The sequence below is a fragment of the Terriglobia bacterium genome (assembly GCA_020073085.1).
Classification (GTDB): Bacteria; Acidobacteriota; Terriglobia; order JAIQFV01; family JAIQFV01; genus JAIQFV01.
Genome location: JAIQFV010000001.1, coordinates 363,733 through 381,851, shown reverse-complemented (window position 1 = coordinate 381,851; position 18,119 = coordinate 363,733). Strand labels below are relative to the sequence as shown.

The 18,119-nt window shown below is 54.1% G+C and carries 18 protein-coding genes and 1 pseudogene; 6 read left to right on the top strand and 13 right to left on the bottom strand.

The features are described from left to right. Positions 1–452 precede the first annotated feature (452 nt). The 3 genes from LAO21_01530 to LAO21_01520 all read right to left on the bottom strand — a co-directional run bounded on the left by LAO21_01530 (position 453) and on the right by LAO21_01520 (position 5,280). Positions 453–2,804: a transketolase gene (locus LAO21_01530; protein MBZ5551370.1), complete on the bottom strand. Its 2,352-nt coding sequence runs from the start codon at positions 2,802–2,804 to the stop codon at positions 453–455. Positions 2,805–2,981: 177 nt separating this feature from the next. Then, the gene (locus tag LAO21_01525; protein MBZ5551369.1) at positions 2,982–4,154 is read right to left on the bottom strand and encodes a pyridoxal phosphate-dependent aminotransferase; all 1,173 of its coding nucleotides are present in this window, start codon (positions 4,152–4,154) and stop codon (positions 2,982–2,984) included. Between the two features lie 325 nt (positions 4,155–4,479). Further along, positions 4,480–5,280 carry an SAM-dependent chlorinase/fluorinase gene (locus tag LAO21_01520; protein ID MBZ5551368.1) on the bottom strand — a complete coding sequence of 267 codons (801 nt, stop codon included), beginning with the start codon at positions 5,278–5,280 and terminating at the stop codon, positions 4,480–4,482. Positions 5,281–5,417: 137 nt separating this feature from the next. Between LAO21_01520 and LAO21_01515 the strand changes: the two genes are divergently transcribed. Continuing rightward, on the top strand, positions 5,418–6,605 hold the full coding sequence (locus LAO21_01515) for an aminotransferase class V-fold PLP-dependent enzyme (protein MBZ5551367.1): 1,188 nt from the start codon (positions 5,418–5,420) through the stop codon (positions 6,603–6,605). A 31-nt stretch (positions 6,606–6,636) separates the two neighbouring features. Continuing rightward, positions 6,637–7,887: an acetate kinase gene (locus LAO21_01510; GenBank protein ID MBZ5551366.1), complete on the top strand. Its 1,251-nt coding sequence runs from the start codon at positions 6,637–6,639 to the stop codon at positions 7,885–7,887. Between the two features lie 74 nt (positions 7,888–7,961). Here the strand turns inward: LAO21_01510 and LAO21_01505 are convergent, their stop codons facing one another. From LAO21_01505 to LAO21_01480, 6 genes and pseudogenes are all read right to left on the bottom strand, one after another. Continuing rightward, complete coding sequence (locus LAO21_01505; GenBank protein MBZ5551365.1) at positions 7,962–8,501, bottom strand: DUF2911 domain-containing protein; 540 nt, start codon at positions 8,499–8,501, stop codon at positions 7,962–7,964. Positions 8,502–9,192: 691 nt separating this feature from the next. Then, the gene (locus tag LAO21_01500) at positions 9,193–9,444 is read right to left on the bottom strand and encodes a hypothetical protein (protein MBZ5551364.1); all 252 of its coding nucleotides are present in this window, start codon (positions 9,442–9,444) and stop codon (positions 9,193–9,195) included. Then, positions 9,428–9,702 (bottom strand): annotated as a pseudogene (locus LAO21_01495) (BrnT family toxin). Before LAO21_01495 ends, LAO21_01500 begins: the two are co-directional and overlap by 17 nt. Before the next feature lie 139 nt (positions 9,703–9,841). Continuing rightward, complete coding sequence (locus tag LAO21_01490) at positions 9,842–10,717, bottom strand: hypothetical protein (protein ID MBZ5551363.1); 876 nt, start codon at positions 10,715–10,717, stop codon at positions 9,842–9,844. A gap of 273 nt (positions 10,718–10,990) precedes the next feature. Then, positions 10,991–11,530 carry a transposase gene (locus LAO21_01485; GenBank protein ID MBZ5551362.1) on the bottom strand — a complete coding sequence of 180 codons (540 nt, stop codon included), beginning with the start codon at positions 11,528–11,530 and terminating at the stop codon, positions 10,991–10,993. Between the two features lie 11 nt (positions 11,531–11,541). Further along, positions 11,542–12,021 carry an IS630 family transposase gene (locus tag LAO21_01480; protein ID MBZ5551361.1) on the bottom strand — a complete coding sequence of 160 codons (480 nt, stop codon included), beginning with the start codon at positions 12,019–12,021 and terminating at the stop codon, positions 11,542–11,544. 193 nt (positions 12,022–12,214) lie between these two features. On the opposite strand from LAO21_01480, the gene LAO21_01475 reads away from it, so the two are divergent. The 3 genes from LAO21_01475 (at position 12,215) to LAO21_01465 (ending at position 13,701) form a co-directional block, all read left to right on the top strand. After that, positions 12,215–12,622: a hypothetical protein gene (locus LAO21_01475; GenBank protein ID MBZ5551360.1), complete on the top strand. Its 408-nt coding sequence runs from the start codon at positions 12,215–12,217 to the stop codon at positions 12,620–12,622. 107 nt (positions 12,623–12,729) lie between these two features. Further along, positions 12,730–13,122: a hypothetical protein gene (locus LAO21_01470; protein MBZ5551359.1), complete on the top strand. Its 393-nt coding sequence runs from the start codon at positions 12,730–12,732 to the stop codon at positions 13,120–13,122. 12 nt (positions 13,123–13,134) lie between these two features. After that, complete coding sequence (locus LAO21_01465) at positions 13,135–13,701, top strand: hypothetical protein (GenBank protein ID MBZ5551358.1); 567 nt, start codon at positions 13,135–13,137, stop codon at positions 13,699–13,701. Between the two features lie 372 nt (positions 13,702–14,073). Here the strand turns inward: LAO21_01465 and LAO21_01460 are convergent, their stop codons facing one another. Both LAO21_01460 and LAO21_01455 read right to left on the bottom strand, forming a co-directional pair. Continuing rightward, on the bottom strand, positions 14,074–14,367 hold the full coding sequence (locus LAO21_01460; GenBank protein MBZ5551357.1) for a superinfection exclusion B family protein: 294 nt from the start codon (positions 14,365–14,367) through the stop codon (positions 14,074–14,076). Positions 14,368–15,189: 822 nt separating this feature from the next. Then, a complete protein-coding gene (locus tag LAO21_01455; GenBank protein ID MBZ5551356.1) occupies positions 15,190–15,417 on the bottom strand; it encodes a hypothetical protein in 228 nt (75 codons plus the stop codon). A 280-nt stretch (positions 15,418–15,697) separates the two neighbouring features. On the opposite strand from LAO21_01455, the gene mnmA reads away from it, so the two are divergent. Then, entirely contained in the window at positions 15,698–16,852 is a 1,155-nt protein-coding gene (mnmA, locus tag LAO21_01450) for a tRNA 2-thiouridine(34) synthase MnmA (GenBank protein ID MBZ5551355.1), read from the top strand. A gap of 118 nt (positions 16,853–16,970) precedes the next feature. Here the strand turns inward: mnmA and LAO21_01445 are convergent, their stop codons facing one another. Next, on the bottom strand, positions 16,971–17,489 hold the full coding sequence (locus LAO21_01445) for a hypothetical protein (GenBank protein ID MBZ5551354.1): 519 nt from the start codon (positions 17,487–17,489) through the stop codon (positions 16,971–16,973). Between the two features lie 176 nt (positions 17,490–17,665). Then, a complete protein-coding gene (locus LAO21_01440; GenBank protein MBZ5551353.1) occupies positions 17,666–17,965 on the bottom strand; it encodes a YtxH domain-containing protein in 300 nt (99 codons plus the stop codon). Positions 17,966–18,119: the final 154 nt, after the last annotated feature.

The following is an 18,119-nucleotide window of genomic DNA, read 5'->3' as shown; positions in this document are numbered from 1 at the left end:
CTTGGGTTCTAGAAGGATCGAACCACGAGGCGGCTGATCGAAAGTCAAATGACTGACTTCCTGAAAAAGAGAGGGTTCAGAGGTGAGGTGCTGTGTTGATTTATTTCTTTAAAGCCGCAAAAAGCCTCGTCCGCAGCCACGGTCCCCAAACCCGGGGACCTGGCCTTGGTTACAGGGTCATTATAAACCACATCACGCCGACTTAACAAAGACAAATAGAAAATTAAAGAGGCAACTTCCGACTTAGCGAAAATCGGTCAGATTCTGGCGCGAACGAACAAGCCCAGAGGAGTGTCCAGACTTTCGAAAAAACGCCCGATTTCCTCGAGAAGCCAGGTCGGAGAGACACTCTCCACGATGCCAGGTTCACTTTCCGGCACACCGAGAGGACCCCTTCCCCGTCAACGTTCACATTCGTTTCCCTCCGCCCCGGTTACCCCTGTCGTACCGGATCAGCTGGTGATGTTGTCGAGGATCGACTTCAGGTGGCGCAGCCGTCGTTCGCGCTCACGGACGAATCGTTCAATTCCTGTCAGCAGCCATTGCGGAGACAGGTGGGCCTCCTCCAGCACTTCGTCGACGGTTCCGCCAGTGCGCCAGCGATTGTCCCAGTCCGAGCACATGGCGTATTCACGAGCCACATCCGTTTTGATCCAGTCGCTCATCAGCCTCAAGGCCCGGTTCGAGATGACCGTGGAATCAATATAGTCGACTTCTGATAGAACTTCCCGCTGGTAGGAAAAATCCTGAAGCGCGAATAACTGGGGGGAGATGGCGGCGACGATCTTGACATTCAGCTTTTGCTCATCGAGTACGGGAAGAAGCTTGATGAGGTTCGCGGTGGTCGAGGTCCCCTGCACGATCAAAGTCCCCATCGGTTTAGCCCCGATGCGGTAGTCCCGGATCACATAGGCCCCCCGGGCCGCTTCGAGGTGGGAGGGAAGGTCAAGGGCCTCCCGGTCCGGAACTTCAATGGGCGGTCGCGTCAGGTGCAGGGCGATAATGGGGATAGTGGTCTTCATCCAGGCACCCAATACCGGGGCGACCTCGTTGTGTTCCCACGGGTGAGCATCCACGATGTGGCCCTCCGGGAAGAGCTGGGTAACACCCGGCTCAAAAATGCCGAAGTGCGTTCGGGAGTCATCGGCGGTTTCGGGGCCCGAGTGTCCGGCAACCCAAATCACCTTGCCCATCTTCAATTGCCCATCCTGGGCCATCTGGCTGAAGAGTCGCATCATGCCGTACTTAAGGTACACGAACGAACCATAGGTTGAGCAAGTCCCGAGGAACCCGTTGAACTCCTGGAAGGGATCTTCGGCAAAATTAACGCTCGCCGCCCCCACCATGATTCCCGCGTTGACGTTTTCAGTAATCTCCTGGGGCAGCAGGACGCCTTCGGGATTCTTGTCGCGGGAGTAACGCCCGTAGTTCTTCATCTCGCCAAAGTCCTTGGCGAAGCCGGCAATGTTAGTCGATTCGGCCAGGTCGGCGGAGCAGGCAATGAACAGAGGGCGATCATACTTCTGCCGGCAATAGGAGTTGATCCACGACCCCCACTTGGCAAACCCTGCCCGGTTCGCCTCCTTCGCCCCGCCCTTGGCAAACAGTTCTTTGGGATAATTCTTGATATCGGTGAGAACAGGGTCTAACAACGGATTTTTCCGGCCACCGAGGCGGAAGCTCGAAATCGTCTCCGGAACACTCTCGCCCAACTCCAGGAGCCGATCCGCCAGGTAGTTGACCAAAGATTCATCGCTCCGGATCACGTCGGCAACAACCTTCAGGTTGTTCTTGAATTGCTGGCGCAGTTCCGCAGGATCCTTGGGGGCGGGCTGGCCGAACCCTTCAAACTTGACGTTGTATTTGTTCTGAAATTCCTTCTTGGTCTCCCAGAAAGTTTCTGAGTTCAAGGGATGCGGCGTGCCATGCGATTTGTTGTCATACATCAGATAGCCGCGCCCCTTGCGGGTCTTCATCCAAATGGCCGTGGGCACCTTCTGGGGGTTGTCTCCCTGGGCTTCAAGAATAGCTTCCGTGAGGAGATTCCAGTCTGCGCCATTCTCTGCGCCGAACGTGCGCCATCCATATGAATTGAACCACGTTTCCGGAGTACCATAGACGACCGAGCTGATGGGCTGCTCATCGATTCCAAAATCATTCCAGTCGATGAGAAAATAAAGATTGTTGAGCCCCAGTCCCCAGGCGGAATTCTTGGCCTCATGCGACGCCCCGGGTGTCAGGCCCCCTTCCCCCTCAAAGAGCACCACTTTAACGCCTTCGGCGCCGGCGCGTTTCAGGGCGAAGGCTTCTCCCACGGCAGCCGTGATGCCGTGCCCGGAGGGTCCGGTGTTAAACTTGAGGAAAAGGGTTTTCCCTTCCATTTCGGCGTGTCCGGACAGGCCTTTATTCCTGCGAAATCCCAGCAAGTCCTCCCAGGTGAGTTGAAACCTTTCCGGGTGGGGAACCAGAAAATCCGGATTTTGCGTGCGCTCGTACTTGGTGCGGAGCGCCTCATTGAGTACGGTCAGCGTGCAATACACGAGCGGCACGGTGTGTCCGCCGCTCAGGATGAAGCGGTCTCCAAATTTCTTCTCGGGATGGCGGATGTCCCATCGCATGAAGCCACTCAACAGAGTGGTAACCATGGCATGGACTTTGGACCGGGAACCCCCGGGATGACCACTTTGGCGATAGTTGATGATAAGGTCAAGATAGGTATCAATGCAGTCTTTGGTTTTTTCCCAGGCAGGAAAGTCCTTGGAAAGTTCCTTCAACCGGCTGGGTGATTGTTCGACAGTCAACATTGGCATAAAGCGCTCCTGTGTCCGTAGTTTGCCTCCTGATTAGAAATCGAGGGGGGAGTGCGAGGAATTAATCCGCAAATGTGAATTTGCGAAAGACAAAGAAGAGAAATAGCGGGCCTGGGGACCGTGGCCATCACAGCGCACCCCAATGTGTCGGGGTGTATCTGGTTCTCATTGCTACACTAAAACCTTCTTGGTCACAAAATGTTCGACCCGATCCATGGCCTTCTTCAGGTTCTCCAGCGAGTTAGCATAGGAGAAGCGGACGTAGCCCTCGCCAAAGGCACCGAACGAGGTTCCCGCCAGACAGGCCACGAACGCTTCGTTCAATAACCTTTCTTCAAATTCCTTGGAAGTCATTCCAGTCTTCTTGATGTTCGGGAAGACATAGAAGGCCCCCTTCGGCATCCGGCAGCTGAGCCCTTCAATTTCGTTCAGTCGCTTGACAATGAAATCACGCCGCCGGTGAAATTCCGCGACCATCGCCTCCGCGCCCGACTGGTCTCCCCGGAGCGCTTCCACCGCGGCGATCTGGCTGAAGGAAGCAGTGCAGGAGGTGGAGTTGGTTTGCAGCTTCGCAATTTGAGTGGCGAGATCGGTGCGCATGACTCCGTATCCCAGCCGCCATCCGGTCATGGCATAAGTCTTTGAGAAGCCATCCAAGATGATCGTCTTCTCCTGCATTCCCGGAAATTGAGTGATCGATTCGGCCTTTCCCTCAAACAGGATGCGGGAGTAAATCTCGTCGGAAAGAATCATCAAGTCGCGGTCGCGGACGGCGTCTGCAATGGCTTTCAAATCTTCCTTCGGGAGCACACCGCCCGTGGGATTTTGCGGTGAATTGAGGATGATCAGCTTGGTCCGATCGTTGATTTTTGAAATCAACTCGTTCACGTCGAACGCAAAATCACGTTCCTCACGCAACGCGATGGGGACCGCCTTTCCGCCAATGAAATTAATCATCGATTCATAGATCGGAAAGCCGGGATTGGGATAAATCACTTCATCCCCCTCGTCGACCAGCGCGAGAATGGGAAAGAAAATGATCGGTTTGCCGCCGGGCACAACGACCACGTTGCTTGCATCGACCTTCAGGTTACGGGTCTTCGAAATGTACTCGGCAATCGCCTCACGCAGCACAGGCTGGCCGGCCGACGGGCCGTAGTGAGTCCACTTGTTCTTGAGGGCTTGAATTGCGGCATCCGTAATATTGGGCGGTGTATCAAAGTCCGGTTCACCAATTTCCAGATGCACTACATCGTGGCCTTTGGCTTCCAGGCCCTTGGCTCGGACCAGGACCTCAAAGGCTGTTTCGGTTCCCAGGCGGGACATTCGTTTGGCAAGTTTCATGGCGGAGGATCCTCATTGAGAATTAATGGAAAGATTTTTTCGAATGATGATGTTATGTCAGCGGAGCTCCCTGGTTCAGGGGCGGTTTTTGATGTGAATAAGCAGTCTTAACAGGTCGGGAATCACCGCTTTCACAGGAGCGACTCGGAGTGGTCCTTTTTCGAGTCTCAACCACCTGTAGGATATCATCATTTCCCCATGTATTTCAATTGGAAGCATGAGGAAGAACGATAATAATTGCTTGAAGCTTACGTTCTGGGGAGGATTGAAGATCTACTATTATTTCAAACTCGGTTAGGTGGTCCGCGTCGGCGGCCAGGTGGGTCTACCAGGTGACCTCTACTTCCGCCCCTCGCGAGATTTTCAGACTGTCGGCGGCGGACCCGCGGCTCAAGGAAATTTCCAGGAGGTCGGAACTTCCGAGGATGATGAACGGGACATTGGTTTCGTTGGCGGCGTAAGCCGTTGAGACCTGCTGGATGGTGGTTGTTCCAACCCGAAATTTGAATGAAGGTCGCTGTGACGAAAAGAAATCCGGGAGGAGTTGAGGGGAGATGTTGGTGACGCAATTCCCGAAATGGTCAATCTGGATCACGGCCCCTCGCACGAGATTCGACCCTTCCAAACGGGCCTTCGGCATTTTGAATCGAACGTAATCCTCCACGCCGTCGCCAAAGTGGTCAAGCTGGGTTCCCCGGCTCAGCCAGGCGGAAACGGGCGCAAAAATGTCCCGTCCATGAAACGTCTGGCTGACCTCATTCAGATAGTAATGTGTGGCGGTGGCCCCTACCACGCGCACGCCCTCGGTGTGTTCACAGATGAGTGAGAGCACGCCGTTGTCAGGAGCGACGAAGTAATGGCCATCCGCGGTCGCGGCAAGCGGCCGGCGGGCGGTTCCCACTCCGGGATCCACGACGACACAATGCACGGTCCGCGCCGGAAAATAACGGTAGGCCCTGCTGATGAGAAAGGCCGCATCCAGAATGTCATGAGGCCGAATCTCGTGACTCAAGTCCACGATCTGGGCATCGGGATTGATCGAGAGAATGACCCCCTTCATGGCCCCGACGTAATAGTCCGATTCACCGAAATCAGTGGTCAAAGTGATGATGGATGTAGCGGGCATCTTTTCCTCTGAAAATCAGCTTGGAGTTTCAACCCTTCGGAGCACGCATTTCCCCATTCCACTGCTCCCGGATGAGCACCCCTGCTGTAGTTTATCTCAAATTTCAGATAGAATGAGAAGGGCTTTGTGGATTGAGTATGACAAGAATCTATCTGGATAACAACGCTTCGACGCCTATGGCGCCGGAGGTTTTTGAGGCCATGCTGCCGTGGCTCCGCGAAAACTATGGCAACGCATCCTCTGTGCACTGGTACGGGCAGCGCGCCATGGCCGCCCTGGAGAGCGCGCGGCAGCGGGTGGCCTCGTTGGTTAGCGCGGCTCCCCAGGAGATCGTTTTCACCTCCAGCGGCACAGAGGCTGACAACCTGGCGATTTTGGGGATGAGCGGGGCACGCAGGAATCAAGGGCATCACCTGATTACGTCCTCGATCGAACATCCGGCTGTCTTGTCGGGGTGCCGGACCCTGGAAAAACAGGGGTTTGATATCACCTATCTCGGTGTTGACCGCGACGGGCTGATTCAACTGGAGGAACTTCGCGCGGCCGTCCGCCCGGAAACAATTCTGATCTCGGTTATGATGGCGAACAATGAGACCGGGGTCATTCAGCCTGTGCAGGAAATTGTCGAGCTCGCCCGGGCCTTACACATCCCGGTGCACACGGACGCGGTGCAAGCGGTGGGGAAGATCCCGGTGGATGTGAAGAGCCTGGGAGTGGATCTGCTCTCACTGTCCGCCCACAAGATTCATGGTCCCCAGGGAATCGGCGCCCTCTATGTCCGCAAAGGGGTCGGCTTGACACCGATGATGGTCGGCGGAAGTCAGGAACGGAAGCGGCGGGCGGGGACCGAGAATGTGGCGGGCGCGGTCGGGTTGGGCCGGGCCGCCGAACTCGCCCGGCAGAATAGCCTCTCAGAGTCGCCGCGTGTCGCATCTCTGCGCGACCGCTTCGAACATTCGGTTCTTACGCGATGCCCCCACTCCCAGGTCAATGGACATCGCTGGTTCCGCGTTGCCAACACCAGCAATCTCGGCTTTGAAGCGGTCGATGGAGAGGCGCTGTTGCTGGCGTTGGATATGGAGGGGGTGGCGGCTTCCATGGGAGCGGCCTGTTCCTCAGGGTCCCTGGAACCATCCCACGTTCTCAAGGCGATGGGGGTCCGCAGCGAAATTCTCCGAAGCAGCTTGCGCTTCAGTTTAAGCAGATTCAATACCGAGGAGGAGATTGATCGCGCCGCAGAGATTGTGTGTCGGACCGTTGAGCATGTTCGGTCCGTGCCGGTGAAGGTTGGAAAGCAAAAGACAGCTCCCCCTGTGTTAGAATAACGCTGTACTTCATTCATAGAATGGTGTCCTCATGAAAATATTCATACTGAATTCCGGGAGTTCTTCCGTTAAGTTCCAGTTGATTGAAACGGATCAGCACATGATCGAAACCGCCACCGATCGGCGGCTGGCCAGCGGCCAGGTCGAGAAGATCGGCGCCGACGATGCCATCATCACCTTCGAGTCGGTGACCACGCGCGATTTCGAACGGCACGTGCAGGCGATCTATGACCACAAGACGGCCATTGCCAAGATCATCTCCCTTCTGACCGACCACGGATTGGTGGGGGTGGACTCTCCGATCGAGGCGATCGGTCACCGCGTCGTACACGGTGGGGAACGATTCTCTTCGTCGACCCTGATGACCGAAGAGGCCGTCAGAGCGATCGAGGATTGTGTCGTCCTGGCTCCCTTGCACAATCCCCACAACCTGAAGGGATATTACGTTTGCCGCGAGCTTTTCCCGAGCCTGCCCCAGGTGGCGGTGTTTGACACTGCTTTCCACCAAACCATGCCCCCCGAGGCGTTTCTTTACGCCTTGCCTTACAGCCAGTACAAGCAGCATCAGATCCGCCGCTACGGTTTTCATGGCGTCTCTCACCGCTATGTGGCTTATCGCTATCGCCAGATCACGCGGGCGCCGAAGGAAACCTGTAACTTGATCACCTGTCATCTTGGAAACGGTTGCTCCATTACCGCCATCGAGAACGGGAATTCGGTGGACACCTCGATGGGCATGACCCCGCTGGAAGGCCTGGTCATGGGGACCCGCACGGGCGACCTGGATGCGGCCGTCGTGGTGTACATGATGCTTCAGGAGGAACTGACCGCCAGCGACGTGACCAACCTGCTCATGAAGCAGAGCGGGCTGTATGGAATTTCGGGGGAATCGAACGATATGCGCCAGCTCATGATCAGCATGGTGGAGGGGCACGCCCGGGCCAAGCTGGCGATCGACATGTTCTGCTATCGGCTCCGCAAGTATATCGGGGCCTATACGGCGGTTCTGGGTCGCGTGGACGCGTTGATTTTTACGGGAGGGATCGGCGAAAACGCATCTTTGATTCGCGAGAAGGCGTGTGACCGGCTGCAGTCGATCGGCTATGAAATCGACCGGGAGAAGAATCAGGCCGTCAAGGAGGGCGACATCGCCACGAAGAAGAGCCGCTCCCGCATCTTCGTGATTCCCACCAACGAGGAGGTTCTGATCGCCCGCGATACCTATCGGACGATTCTCAAGATTCCGCAGCCGCAGGTCGTTGCCGGAGAGGTCTCCGCTTGAAGATTGAATGAGACGCCGCGGCGGTCACACCCGCCGCGGGCCTTGATTCAGTTCATACTCGTCCAGGGCCGGAGTTATGGTTTATTGCTGAATTCAGCAGCGAGGAGCTGTGTGCCCCAGGCACACCGAATTTCCCCGCCTTTGGCCGTCTTGACCAGCGTGATAGTGACCTGTTCGGCACTGTCCTTGGAGGTCTCCACCTTCATGGGGACCGAGATCAGATCTTTAAGCGGATCATGGTCGGTTCCCCACTGGCCGGTCTGAGAATTGAAAATCAATTCCCATTTATTTTCCCCGACCTTTTTTGCCCACAAGCTGTAGGAACCCGCCTTCAACACGCCGCAGCAGGTGTAAAGGTCCGCATCGGTCTTGAGGACGGTGGCCTCGTTCATCCCGAAGCGCCACACCGTTCCCACCGCGACGGAGTTGGAGAGATCGCGGCCTTTCAGGGCGGGTCGGCCGTAGTTGATGGAAATCGTCTTTCCGTCAAGGGTCAGGTTTGCAACTCCTCGATTGGGTCCAGCGGGAGGCTGGGCTGATAGGAAGGGGATCGCCAGGAAAAGACCCAGTGTCAGACAACCCAGGATTTTCAAGAAGCGAGCGCGATCGGTCATGGATCGAATTCTCCTTGTTTTTTGATGGTTGAATCTATTTTGAGAACTCATTTATTACCCTGTCGACCGCGGCCTGTCAACTGCAATTGCTGGCCCGTACCGATCGAGGCTGTAAAATCTTGTATCGAGAATCTGGCGAGGGAGGGCATAGTTGATCTATAGTCTTTGTGGCGACTGAACGCGATTTTTTTGGAGGGATGCTCCTTTTCAGGCTCCAAAGGCCATTGACCCGCCATCGCACATACCGCAAAGACGCGATGTGTGCGCCACCCCCGCCCAGACCTCTAATCCCACCACCGGCAGGTGATGGATCATTCAGTTCCAACCTACCCACAGACCAAGTTCGACTTGAAAATCCCACCAGTCCGCCTCGGCGGAGTGGATCATTCAGCTACTGCCTTTTGGTAAAGGGGGGACTCACAACTCCCACTGCTTGCCTGCGGTCGACTCAAGAAAGCCCCTGATCCGTAGCGGTGGAGCAACGAAGCTAGTCCGGAGAGCGCGGGGTATTGTTTTAGAGGGAGTACCTGAATCATCCCCCAACTCCCGTTGGGGGGATCAAAGGAAAAGGGCGTGTCAGATCTCTTCAAATGGCAAGCGAGTAGGAACGAGAACGACCCCTTCAAGACGTCAAGGATCAACTCGCGATTGCAAAAAGCTGCCCCCCTTTTCTCCTCTTTTTCGCTCCTAATCAGTGTGCCTTTGCAGCGCTGGACTTTGTGCTATTTGGAATCTTTGTTAACTTAATCACCAAACGCAATGCCTCGTTGACAGCCTGCTCATTAGGGAACGCTTTGGAGACATCGTGGTCAAGTAAGACAACGTTGGCGCCGGTCCGGTACAGTCTCGCGTACTTCCCGCGGACACCGCCTTTGAGCAGCCTCTTCAAATCATATTCAGGGCGAAGGTCGCCCTGAATCCCCCTCCTAGATTTCTTCTTCATAGGCTTCCCTCTCTCCCCTTGTGAGCTCGCGAGCGCCAATGATTCGAATCCTGTTTTCTCGTTCTGTATGAGATACGATCAAACGTCGGAGGCGGTATTAGGCCCAATGGTGAGATATCGATTCTCCTCCGATGAGTGGTCAGGATTTTGAAAGGTAATGCTGAGGGGATCACCGAACACAGTGGCCGCTTCTTCGAAGGAAATCTTATGCCGTCGAAGGTTCGTGGCTGCCTTTTTTAGGTCCCATTCAAATTCCATTAATTGAGTCTAACCCCAATCAATCGAGGCGTCTATCTTCTAATCGCGAGGGTCTCCGCATTCTGCAATTGCTGACGGGCGAGCGCCAGCGCGGGGGTTAGCTGAAGATCGCGAATGAAAAAAATGCGGAGGTGCCTCTTCAAATCGGGATTGCGGAGATCTTGCCATTCCTTCCCTTTGTGGGCGGAAGCAAGACATGAGAGAATAGCAACCGTTGTTTCCCCCAAGCAACCCACCGTGTGCAACCAGCCCCCGCTATGAACAATTTTCGGGTCAGACCCTTCCAATTATAGCTTATCAACCAATTCAATGACCCATGAGGCTTTAAGAGCTTAACCGGGCATTTGGGGCTTGACCTGAGGACCAAATCACGTAGCGGAAAGGAAGAAAATGAACCTCCATCCCCGTCGAACTGTTTCATGTGGACCTCACCCTCGTTCTGGTTGAATGATCTTTCTATTTTGAAACCATAACCATCAGATGGTTGCCAGTCACCCTTTGTATACTCCCGAATGCAGCGGTCGAGCACGAGATCGTAGTTGAAGCTAATAAAAGTGTGCCTGCCGCCGGACAGCTTAAGCTGTTTGCGCAAAAACTGTTCCAGCGGCGGTAAATTGACATTCCACCCTATTCGACTAAATACATCGTTAATTGCAAAACAGAACCGCATAGCCGAACTGTTATAAGGTGTTGCGTGCTTTTCAAACCCCCTCCCCAAGAGCATCTCGATGTTTTCAGAAGGGCGCGATTTCATAATTCCTTGAAACTTCCTCAGGAGATCCTTTGGAACGGATCCATCGCAATCCAAAATGCTTTGAGCTGTATCTTTCCATTCATCGCATCTCCATTCAAACAAGTCATCACATTCGAAATCGGCAAGAGCCACACGGATAACATCACTCTCGGTCAAATAATCAGCCATAACTGAAATGAAATCATTGAGCAAAGGGACAGGGGAATTCTGCTGCAACGATTTTGTCAGACCCGCTCCGACGAAATAAACGATTTGGCTCATAACCCAATATTATACCTGTACAAAATCCGCGCGCTTTGATCTTTGGCCGCAGTCGCCTGTCATCTCTTTCTCTTCGACAACCCATCTTTGATGAATTATCAAGTTCGGGCAGTCAGTTATCGGAGACCAAGATAATCTTCAACCATGGTGCCAAGTCTCACAAATCAACAAGCTTTGCATTTGCGGCAGTGAGCATTGTCTTGAGCGCTGCATCCTTTTCAACCCGATCCTGAAATCCACAGATGAATTATTGGTAATTGATTAAGTAATGTCCTATTTAAGACGTAAAAAAAGAGAACTGTGCTTCAGGAAGGAGCGCAGGAGTCGGGGTTGGCGTTGTAGGGATTGGCCGGAACGGCGAGCGGTGTCGGTCAAACTGCTCAGAGTGGTCGCCGGACAGTGGGCCAGGGGATTTTTTTTGAGATAACTCCAGACGTATTCGACGGGATTGAGTTCGGGGGCGCAGGGAGGGAGATATTCCAGGTAGAGGCGGAGATGACGATACAGGAAGGCTTCCACCTTTCGGGCCAGATGGGGACCCGCGCCGTCCCAGATGACCAGGAGATTGCCCTGCAATTGGCGGAGCAGTTGGGTGAGAAAGCCGAGGGCTCGATCGGTGTTGATGTTGTGGTCGGGATGCAAGCGAAAGTAGAAGTGGAGGGAATGGCGACCGGGAGGCACCACCAGCGCGCCGATACAAGAGACCTTCTGATAGGAACCGCCGCGTTGATAGAACACGGGAGTGTGACTGCGGGGAGCCCAGGTGCGGCACACCCGGGGGGCCATCAGAAAACCGGTTTCATCCAGGAACACCAGATGCGCCTTCAGCCGGTGGGCTTTTTTTTAATGCGGGGCCAGTCCTTTTTGATCCAGCGCCGGATGGCTCGTGCGTCGCGCTCCACGGCGCGGCGTTCCGGTTTTTGGGGACTCCATCCCAGGGCGCGCAACAAACGCCACACCCCGGAGATCTCGTAATGCACACCGAAGCGCGATTGAATCAGGGCCGCGATGCGCGGACAGGTCCACAGATCCGTGGGAAAGCCGGCCGCCTGAGCCCCCTCCAGCAAGTCTTGCTGCAGCCATTCGATCGACTGCGCGTTCAATTTGTGAGGTCGGCCCGGGACCGGCCGGGCCCGCAGCGCCTGGCGGCCGCGCGCTCGGACCGCCGCTTTCCAGCGCCGGACGCTGCGCCGGTCAACGCCCACCCGCTCGGCGACCTCAACGGGTGGATACCCCTGATGCAGCAGAGCCACCGCTCGCTCCCGGCGCCGCTGCAATTCCTCCGGGCTTCCAGCAGGTCTCATCGCACACCTCCAACCCGGAGTATAGGACATTACTTAATCATGAGTCAATAATTGTCCCTGGTCTCAACAATCTACGAGTCAGCTTGTTGAATTTTGAGACCCTTTCGCTCTCCAATATGCGCCACCCTGCCAATCCCTGTGGTGTGATAGCAAAACACTTGACTCTCGTAGTTTTTTTAACTACACTCCCTTCATGGCAAAGCATCAGGATGAATCAAGCGAAGTTGTTTCATTCCGGATCAGTCGGCTTGTGCTTGATCAGCTGGATCGCTTGGCCAACTTCGAAAGGAGAACCCGAGCCGGGATGATCAGGGTCATGCTCGAAAATTCTGTCTCTGCAGTGCGGATTGTTTCACAGCATTTGGAATGGCTGGTTAAGGAGTTAAATGAAAAGGACATGGGCGCGACCGATAGTCCACAAGCGGAATATTTGCGAGGAGAGTTGCATGCCACGAAATGGTTGCTCGATCTATTTTGTGGCCGCCGCGTAAAAGAGCACACGCTTGACCAAGTCCGGAAGAAAACAGGCCTTCCCATCCCGCATATTGTGCCCCTTGATGAGAATGGCCAACGATTCGGATTTGACAGCGATGCTGGATAGGCAAAAATAGGCATTCTCATTTGTTCCTCCCTCATGCATACACTTTCAGTGATTGCATTTGAGAGGGTAGCGCACCGTTGCCCCATTCCACGAGCGAGGTAACATGCATGCGATTGCTACGGAAAAAGTGGATTGGAATGGTTGGGGCTGTCATAGCGATAGCCCTAATACTTCTCACCGTTTATGTAATCGAGAAGAAGGCTAGTATCCCAGATATAATTGCAAATCCCGATCGTTATGACCACGAGATTGTCTTTGTCAGAGGAAAGGTTGTTGGCTACCAGCAACGCACTTCGCGGTTCGGCAATGAATACACTGTTTTTGTGCTCACTGATAGAGAGCTCAGGATAAGAATCTATTCAAGGGGATATAAGAAACTGAAGGAGGGGCAAGAGGTGGTGATAAGGGGACTCTATAGAAAAGTCTCGAGAGTCGGACGGTATACGTTTTTGAATGAAATTGAGGCGAAGCACATCGGGCGGTGGCCATATATATTTTAAGGAGGAACGCCGGTGCAAAGAAAAAGCGCCAAGATGCACCTGATTTGCATTTCGCTGTTTTGTCTCGTTTGCCTAATTACGATTACTGGTTGTAGTAAGCCGGAAACGAAGATATCCGACAAAGAGAAGAATCGCAAGATAGCCGAGAAACTTTCCTACTTCAATCAAAAATACAATGCCGTCATAGATTGGCATAAAGACATTACTTGGCCTTCCCTTACGATCGACTTGCAGAAAGCTTTAAATCGGAGGGATGGCCGCCCGTGCGTCTTCACTGTTTATTTGGAAGACGTATTCTATCGCTCCGCTTCCTATTGGGCAGTCTTCTCAGACCCATATGATCCTCCCCCTTTTTTTCTAGTTGTTGAGTTAAGTGATGAGCAGTACGAAAGCGCAAGAAAGTTACCTCTGGCGTGGTTCACGAAATATCTCGTTGTTTCAACCATTACAAACATTGAAAAGCCTTTGTTTTCTCCAGAAGCTACAACGAAGGAAGGGGGCATGCCGGAAGTAACATTGACCACATCGGATACTGTGGTTATCTGGGGAAAGTTTGTGGACATGTCGCTCTGCGATTAGACGAATGGTCGACAGAGATTCGTTGGTGCCCGGTCTCAACAATCAACGACTCAGCTTGTTAAATTTTGAGACCTCCCCCTTTCGCCGCTTTATTTTCTGAGAACTCATCGCTTCCTAGGCACCTTTGCCCTGAACCGGTCGCGAGTTTCGGGGAGCAGGAGGATCGAGCCCCGCGCGAAATGCGTATAAAGGTATTGGTGGTAAAACCGGCGCAGATCGTCAATGGCCTTGGCAGCGAAGTGCAAGAGGACAGCCGATCCTACAGAATAATCGAGAAATGCCTCGCCGCTGGCAAGATATAGTTGTTGATGCCTGGTCTCAACAATCAACGAGTCACCTTGTTGAGTTATTGGGCCTGGTTATTTCCTTGACCTACTGAGCGTCCACATCTGCAAATACTTCTTTCTTCTTGCACCAACTTCTGATTTTTGAAAGGAACCGAACCATGAAATAAGTTACGAAGAATGAGGACGCCAAGACAAATATCAACCCCAACCAAGGATTGAGAAGAGTCGGCACGCGAGGATTATCAAGTAGAAAATCCACCCATTCCTTCGGTGAAAAGAGTAGCGCACCAAAAGCAACGATAACGCCAAGGAGTTTTGATATAGGCCAATGTATCAAGTTGATGATTTGGCCAGCACTGCGGAAACTTGATTGGTTCATGTGGAATGTCCTCCAATTGAGATACACAAAGCGTCCATCATTGAAGCTTCGACAATGTCGCGGGGAGAGGTATTCTGCTTTCCTATATTGTTCGTACTTTCACCTCACTATCCGCAATTCAAGTCCAGGATTGTTGCTATGTCAAGACATTCCGTCGGACCAATGAATCGGTATGCGGGTGCCGCAGACATGCGTTTTGTGCATGTCTGCGAAGAGTGATCCATGACGCCTCTACTCTCCCCGGCGAGGCCACCGGCAAATCCCCCAAGGGCCACGACCAGCCGCGGTCTTCAGGACTCTGGCAGACGCAGGCATGTACAGAAGACATGCCTGCGGCACCCCGGGTCAGAGGCGGTCTTCAGGACTCTATTCCTTTCCCTTCGGATTAGGCCGCGAATCAACCCTAATGCCAGAAGTCTAGTCCCCCCACCGGCAGGTGGTGGATGATTCAGTTTCAACCTACCCACAGACCAAGTTCGACTCGAAAATCCCACCAGCGGTAGCTGGTGGATCGTTCAAAGACCACCTTTTCCTGATGGGGGGGGCTGAGAACTCTCCTTGCTTGCCTATGCTGGACTTAGAAAAAGCCACTGATCCCCGGCAATGGAGTGACGACGCTGCTTCAGAAGGCACGGTGATTTTGTTTTGGAGGATGGGCTTGAACGATCTCCCAACTGGCGTTGGGGGTATTAAAGGAAAAGGGCGTGTCAGAGCTCTTCAAATGGAAATCGAGTCGAAACGAGACCGACCTCTTCAAAAGGTCAAGGATCAACTCGCGATTGCAAAAAGCTGCCCCCCTTTTCTCCTCTTTTTCGCTCCGAATCAGTGTGCCTTTGCAGCGCCGGACCATCTGCTATTTGGAATCTTTGTTAACTTAACCACCAAACGCAACGCTTCGTTGACCGCCTGCTCATTAGGAAACGCCTTGAAGACATCGTGGTCGAGTAAGACGACGTTGGCGCCAGTTTCGTAAAGTCTTGCGTACTTCCCGCGGACACCGCCCTTGAGCAGCTTCTTCAAATCATATTCAGAGCGAAGGTCGCTCTGCATCCGCGTCCTAGATTTCTTCTTTATAAGCTTCCGTTGTTTTCGAAGGTTCGTGGTCGCTTTCTTCAGATCCCATTCAAATTCCATTAATCAAGTCTAACGCCAATCAATCGGGGCGTCTATCTTCTCGAGGAATGGAATAATATGTGGGCGGATTGGTACACTGGACTGATCAGTGCTTCCCTGGTGTCGCATACATTGTGCTCTTTGCGATGTGTGCGCCACCCCCGCCGAGGCTCCGGAAGTTTGATTTGGGTTCCGAATCTGCTAAGATGGCGCGTTTATGACCAAGAGAATAGCCGTTGCTATGAGTGGCGGAGTGGATTCATCGACTGCGGCCGCGTTGCTGCTGGACGCCGGACATGACGTCGTGGGGCTCTCCATGCAGCTCTGGGATCAGGAACGACTCCCTGAATTGAAGGCCCGGGCGGGCATTCAGTCCTCGGGACACTGCTGTTCACTGGACGACCTGCATGATGCGAGGCGCGTGGCCGAGTACCTCGGGTTCCCCTTCTACGTAATCAATTTCGGGGAACAGTTCGAGGCCCGGGTCGTGAAGCCGTTCATCGGGGAGTATTTCCAGGGAAGGACACCCATTCCCTGCGTGGAATGTAACAATGTGTTCAAGTTCGACTTGCTCCGAACCCGGGCCCTCCAGATTGGAGCCGACCGGTTGGCCACGGGGCATTACGCGAGGGTTCGATACAACCGGGCAAGTGGCCGCCATGAATTGTTGAAGGGGGTCGATACCAGCAAGGACCAGTCCTACTTCCTTTTTGGAATGACCCAGGAGCAACTCTCTCAGACCGAGTTTCCCCTCGGCCACCTGACGAAACCAGTCGTCCGGGAAATTGCCGCCTCCCGGAATCTGCCGACCCACGAAAAGCCCGAAAGCCAGGAAATCTGTTTCGTGCCCGGCGGGGCGTACTCTGATTTCATCGAGGCTTATCGAGCCGAGATCACGGCCGGGAATGACGCAGACTCGGGTTCGGTCCCGCGGGACGATAACGGGTTGGCGGGAGAGATCACGCTCCGCGATGGCACCGTGTTGGGCCGCCACCGGGGTGTTCATCATTTCACCGTGGGTCAGCGCAAGGGCCTGGGGGTAGCCCTGGGACGTCCTTTGTACGTCATTTCCATCGATCCCGTGACCCGCCGCGTCGTGGTCGGAGACGATGCAGAACTGATGCATCGCCGGGCACGGGTGTGCGATGTGAACTGGATTTCCCTGGACGTGTTGAAGGGGCCGCGTTCGGTCTCCGCGAAGATTCGCAACCGCCATGAGCCGGCTGAAGGGGTGGTCTCAAACTCCGGCGACGGAAGTGTTGTGATGACCTTCAACGAGCCGCAGCGCGCTATTACGCCGGGACAGGCTTGCGTTTTCTACGAGGGCGATCTGGTGGTGGGTGGAGGATGGATCGGAAAGGCGCTGAATTAGCCCGCGACGCAGAATGTCTCGAACCTCTACAAGAAAACGGGCCGGGTGAATCCCCGGCCCGTTTCCAAATCTTCAATTTCCAGACAACAATCCCATTCCTGGGCGGGCTCTCCTCAGATCAGATGAACATGGCTTCGTCCTGCGTCGCCTTGTCCACCTGAGCCGGCTGGCGCTTGGACGCCAGGAATTCCAATCCCATTTTTATCCCCTTGATCACGGCTGAAACTTCTCGAACCGGGCCGAGGATATTGGTTTGAACCACCTTGGTGGTGCGCTCGATATGGTCGATGGCGTCGGTGACGATGACATCCAGCCGGCGCACTTGATTCCGCGCCAAATCCGTCGTTTCAGAGACCAGGAAATCCACCTTCTCCACCTGATCCCGTGCGGCGGAGGAGATCTTCGAGAAATCCCCCGAAATCCGGTTCAAATTGCTGACCAGTTCGATCGATTGGTTGAGCAGGACCTTGATATCGCCCATCAACGGATCCTTGGAGCGGTCAAAAGCCTCCCGCGCGGTCGTCACCTGTTGGTTGAGGCGACTCATCGCTTGAAAGATGCCGTAGAGGATGCCCACCTGGACAAGGATCGCCACCGAAACAACGATCACCAGCACGAGACCAATGTCATTCGACACAGCAAGCCTCCAGGAAAAGATCGAGCGCTAGGCTCCATCCGGGTGATAGATACGCTGTGAATCCCCACAACTACGCCCGCAAAAGACTCGCGCGGGTGTCAAGATTATTGCGTCCCGAGTTCGAAACCGATCCACTCCAAACAAGGTTATAAAATCCACTAAAATCATGGCGATCATTAATTCGCTTTGGATTTTTCGTCGCGATAGGCTTGTTTGCCGGCTTCGAGGGCCGCTGAAATCTGTGATTTTTTCTGGGTCAGCGTCTCCTTGGTCTGGTCGAGAACCTCTTGGGTCTTATCCTGAACGTTTCTGGCAGTCGAGGTCAAGTACTCTCTCCCCTCAACGGCCTTCTGGGCGAGGAGTTCGCGCGTCTCTTTGCCTGACCGGGGAGCGAAGAGAAGCGCAATGACGGCGCCAATTCCCGCTCCTACCACAAAGAAAAGAACCTTGCTGCCTGTGTCGTTATTCTCTCCCATAAGAAACCTCCAGCGTCAATAATCCATTAGATTGAAAACACGGTGGCGCTATAGTACTCACAATTATCGATTCTCTGCCATCATATCACCGGGAAATTGAAATAGCAAGGAAGCCGGGCCTGTCCACAGCAGCAGAAAGGGGGGCGCGAATTGC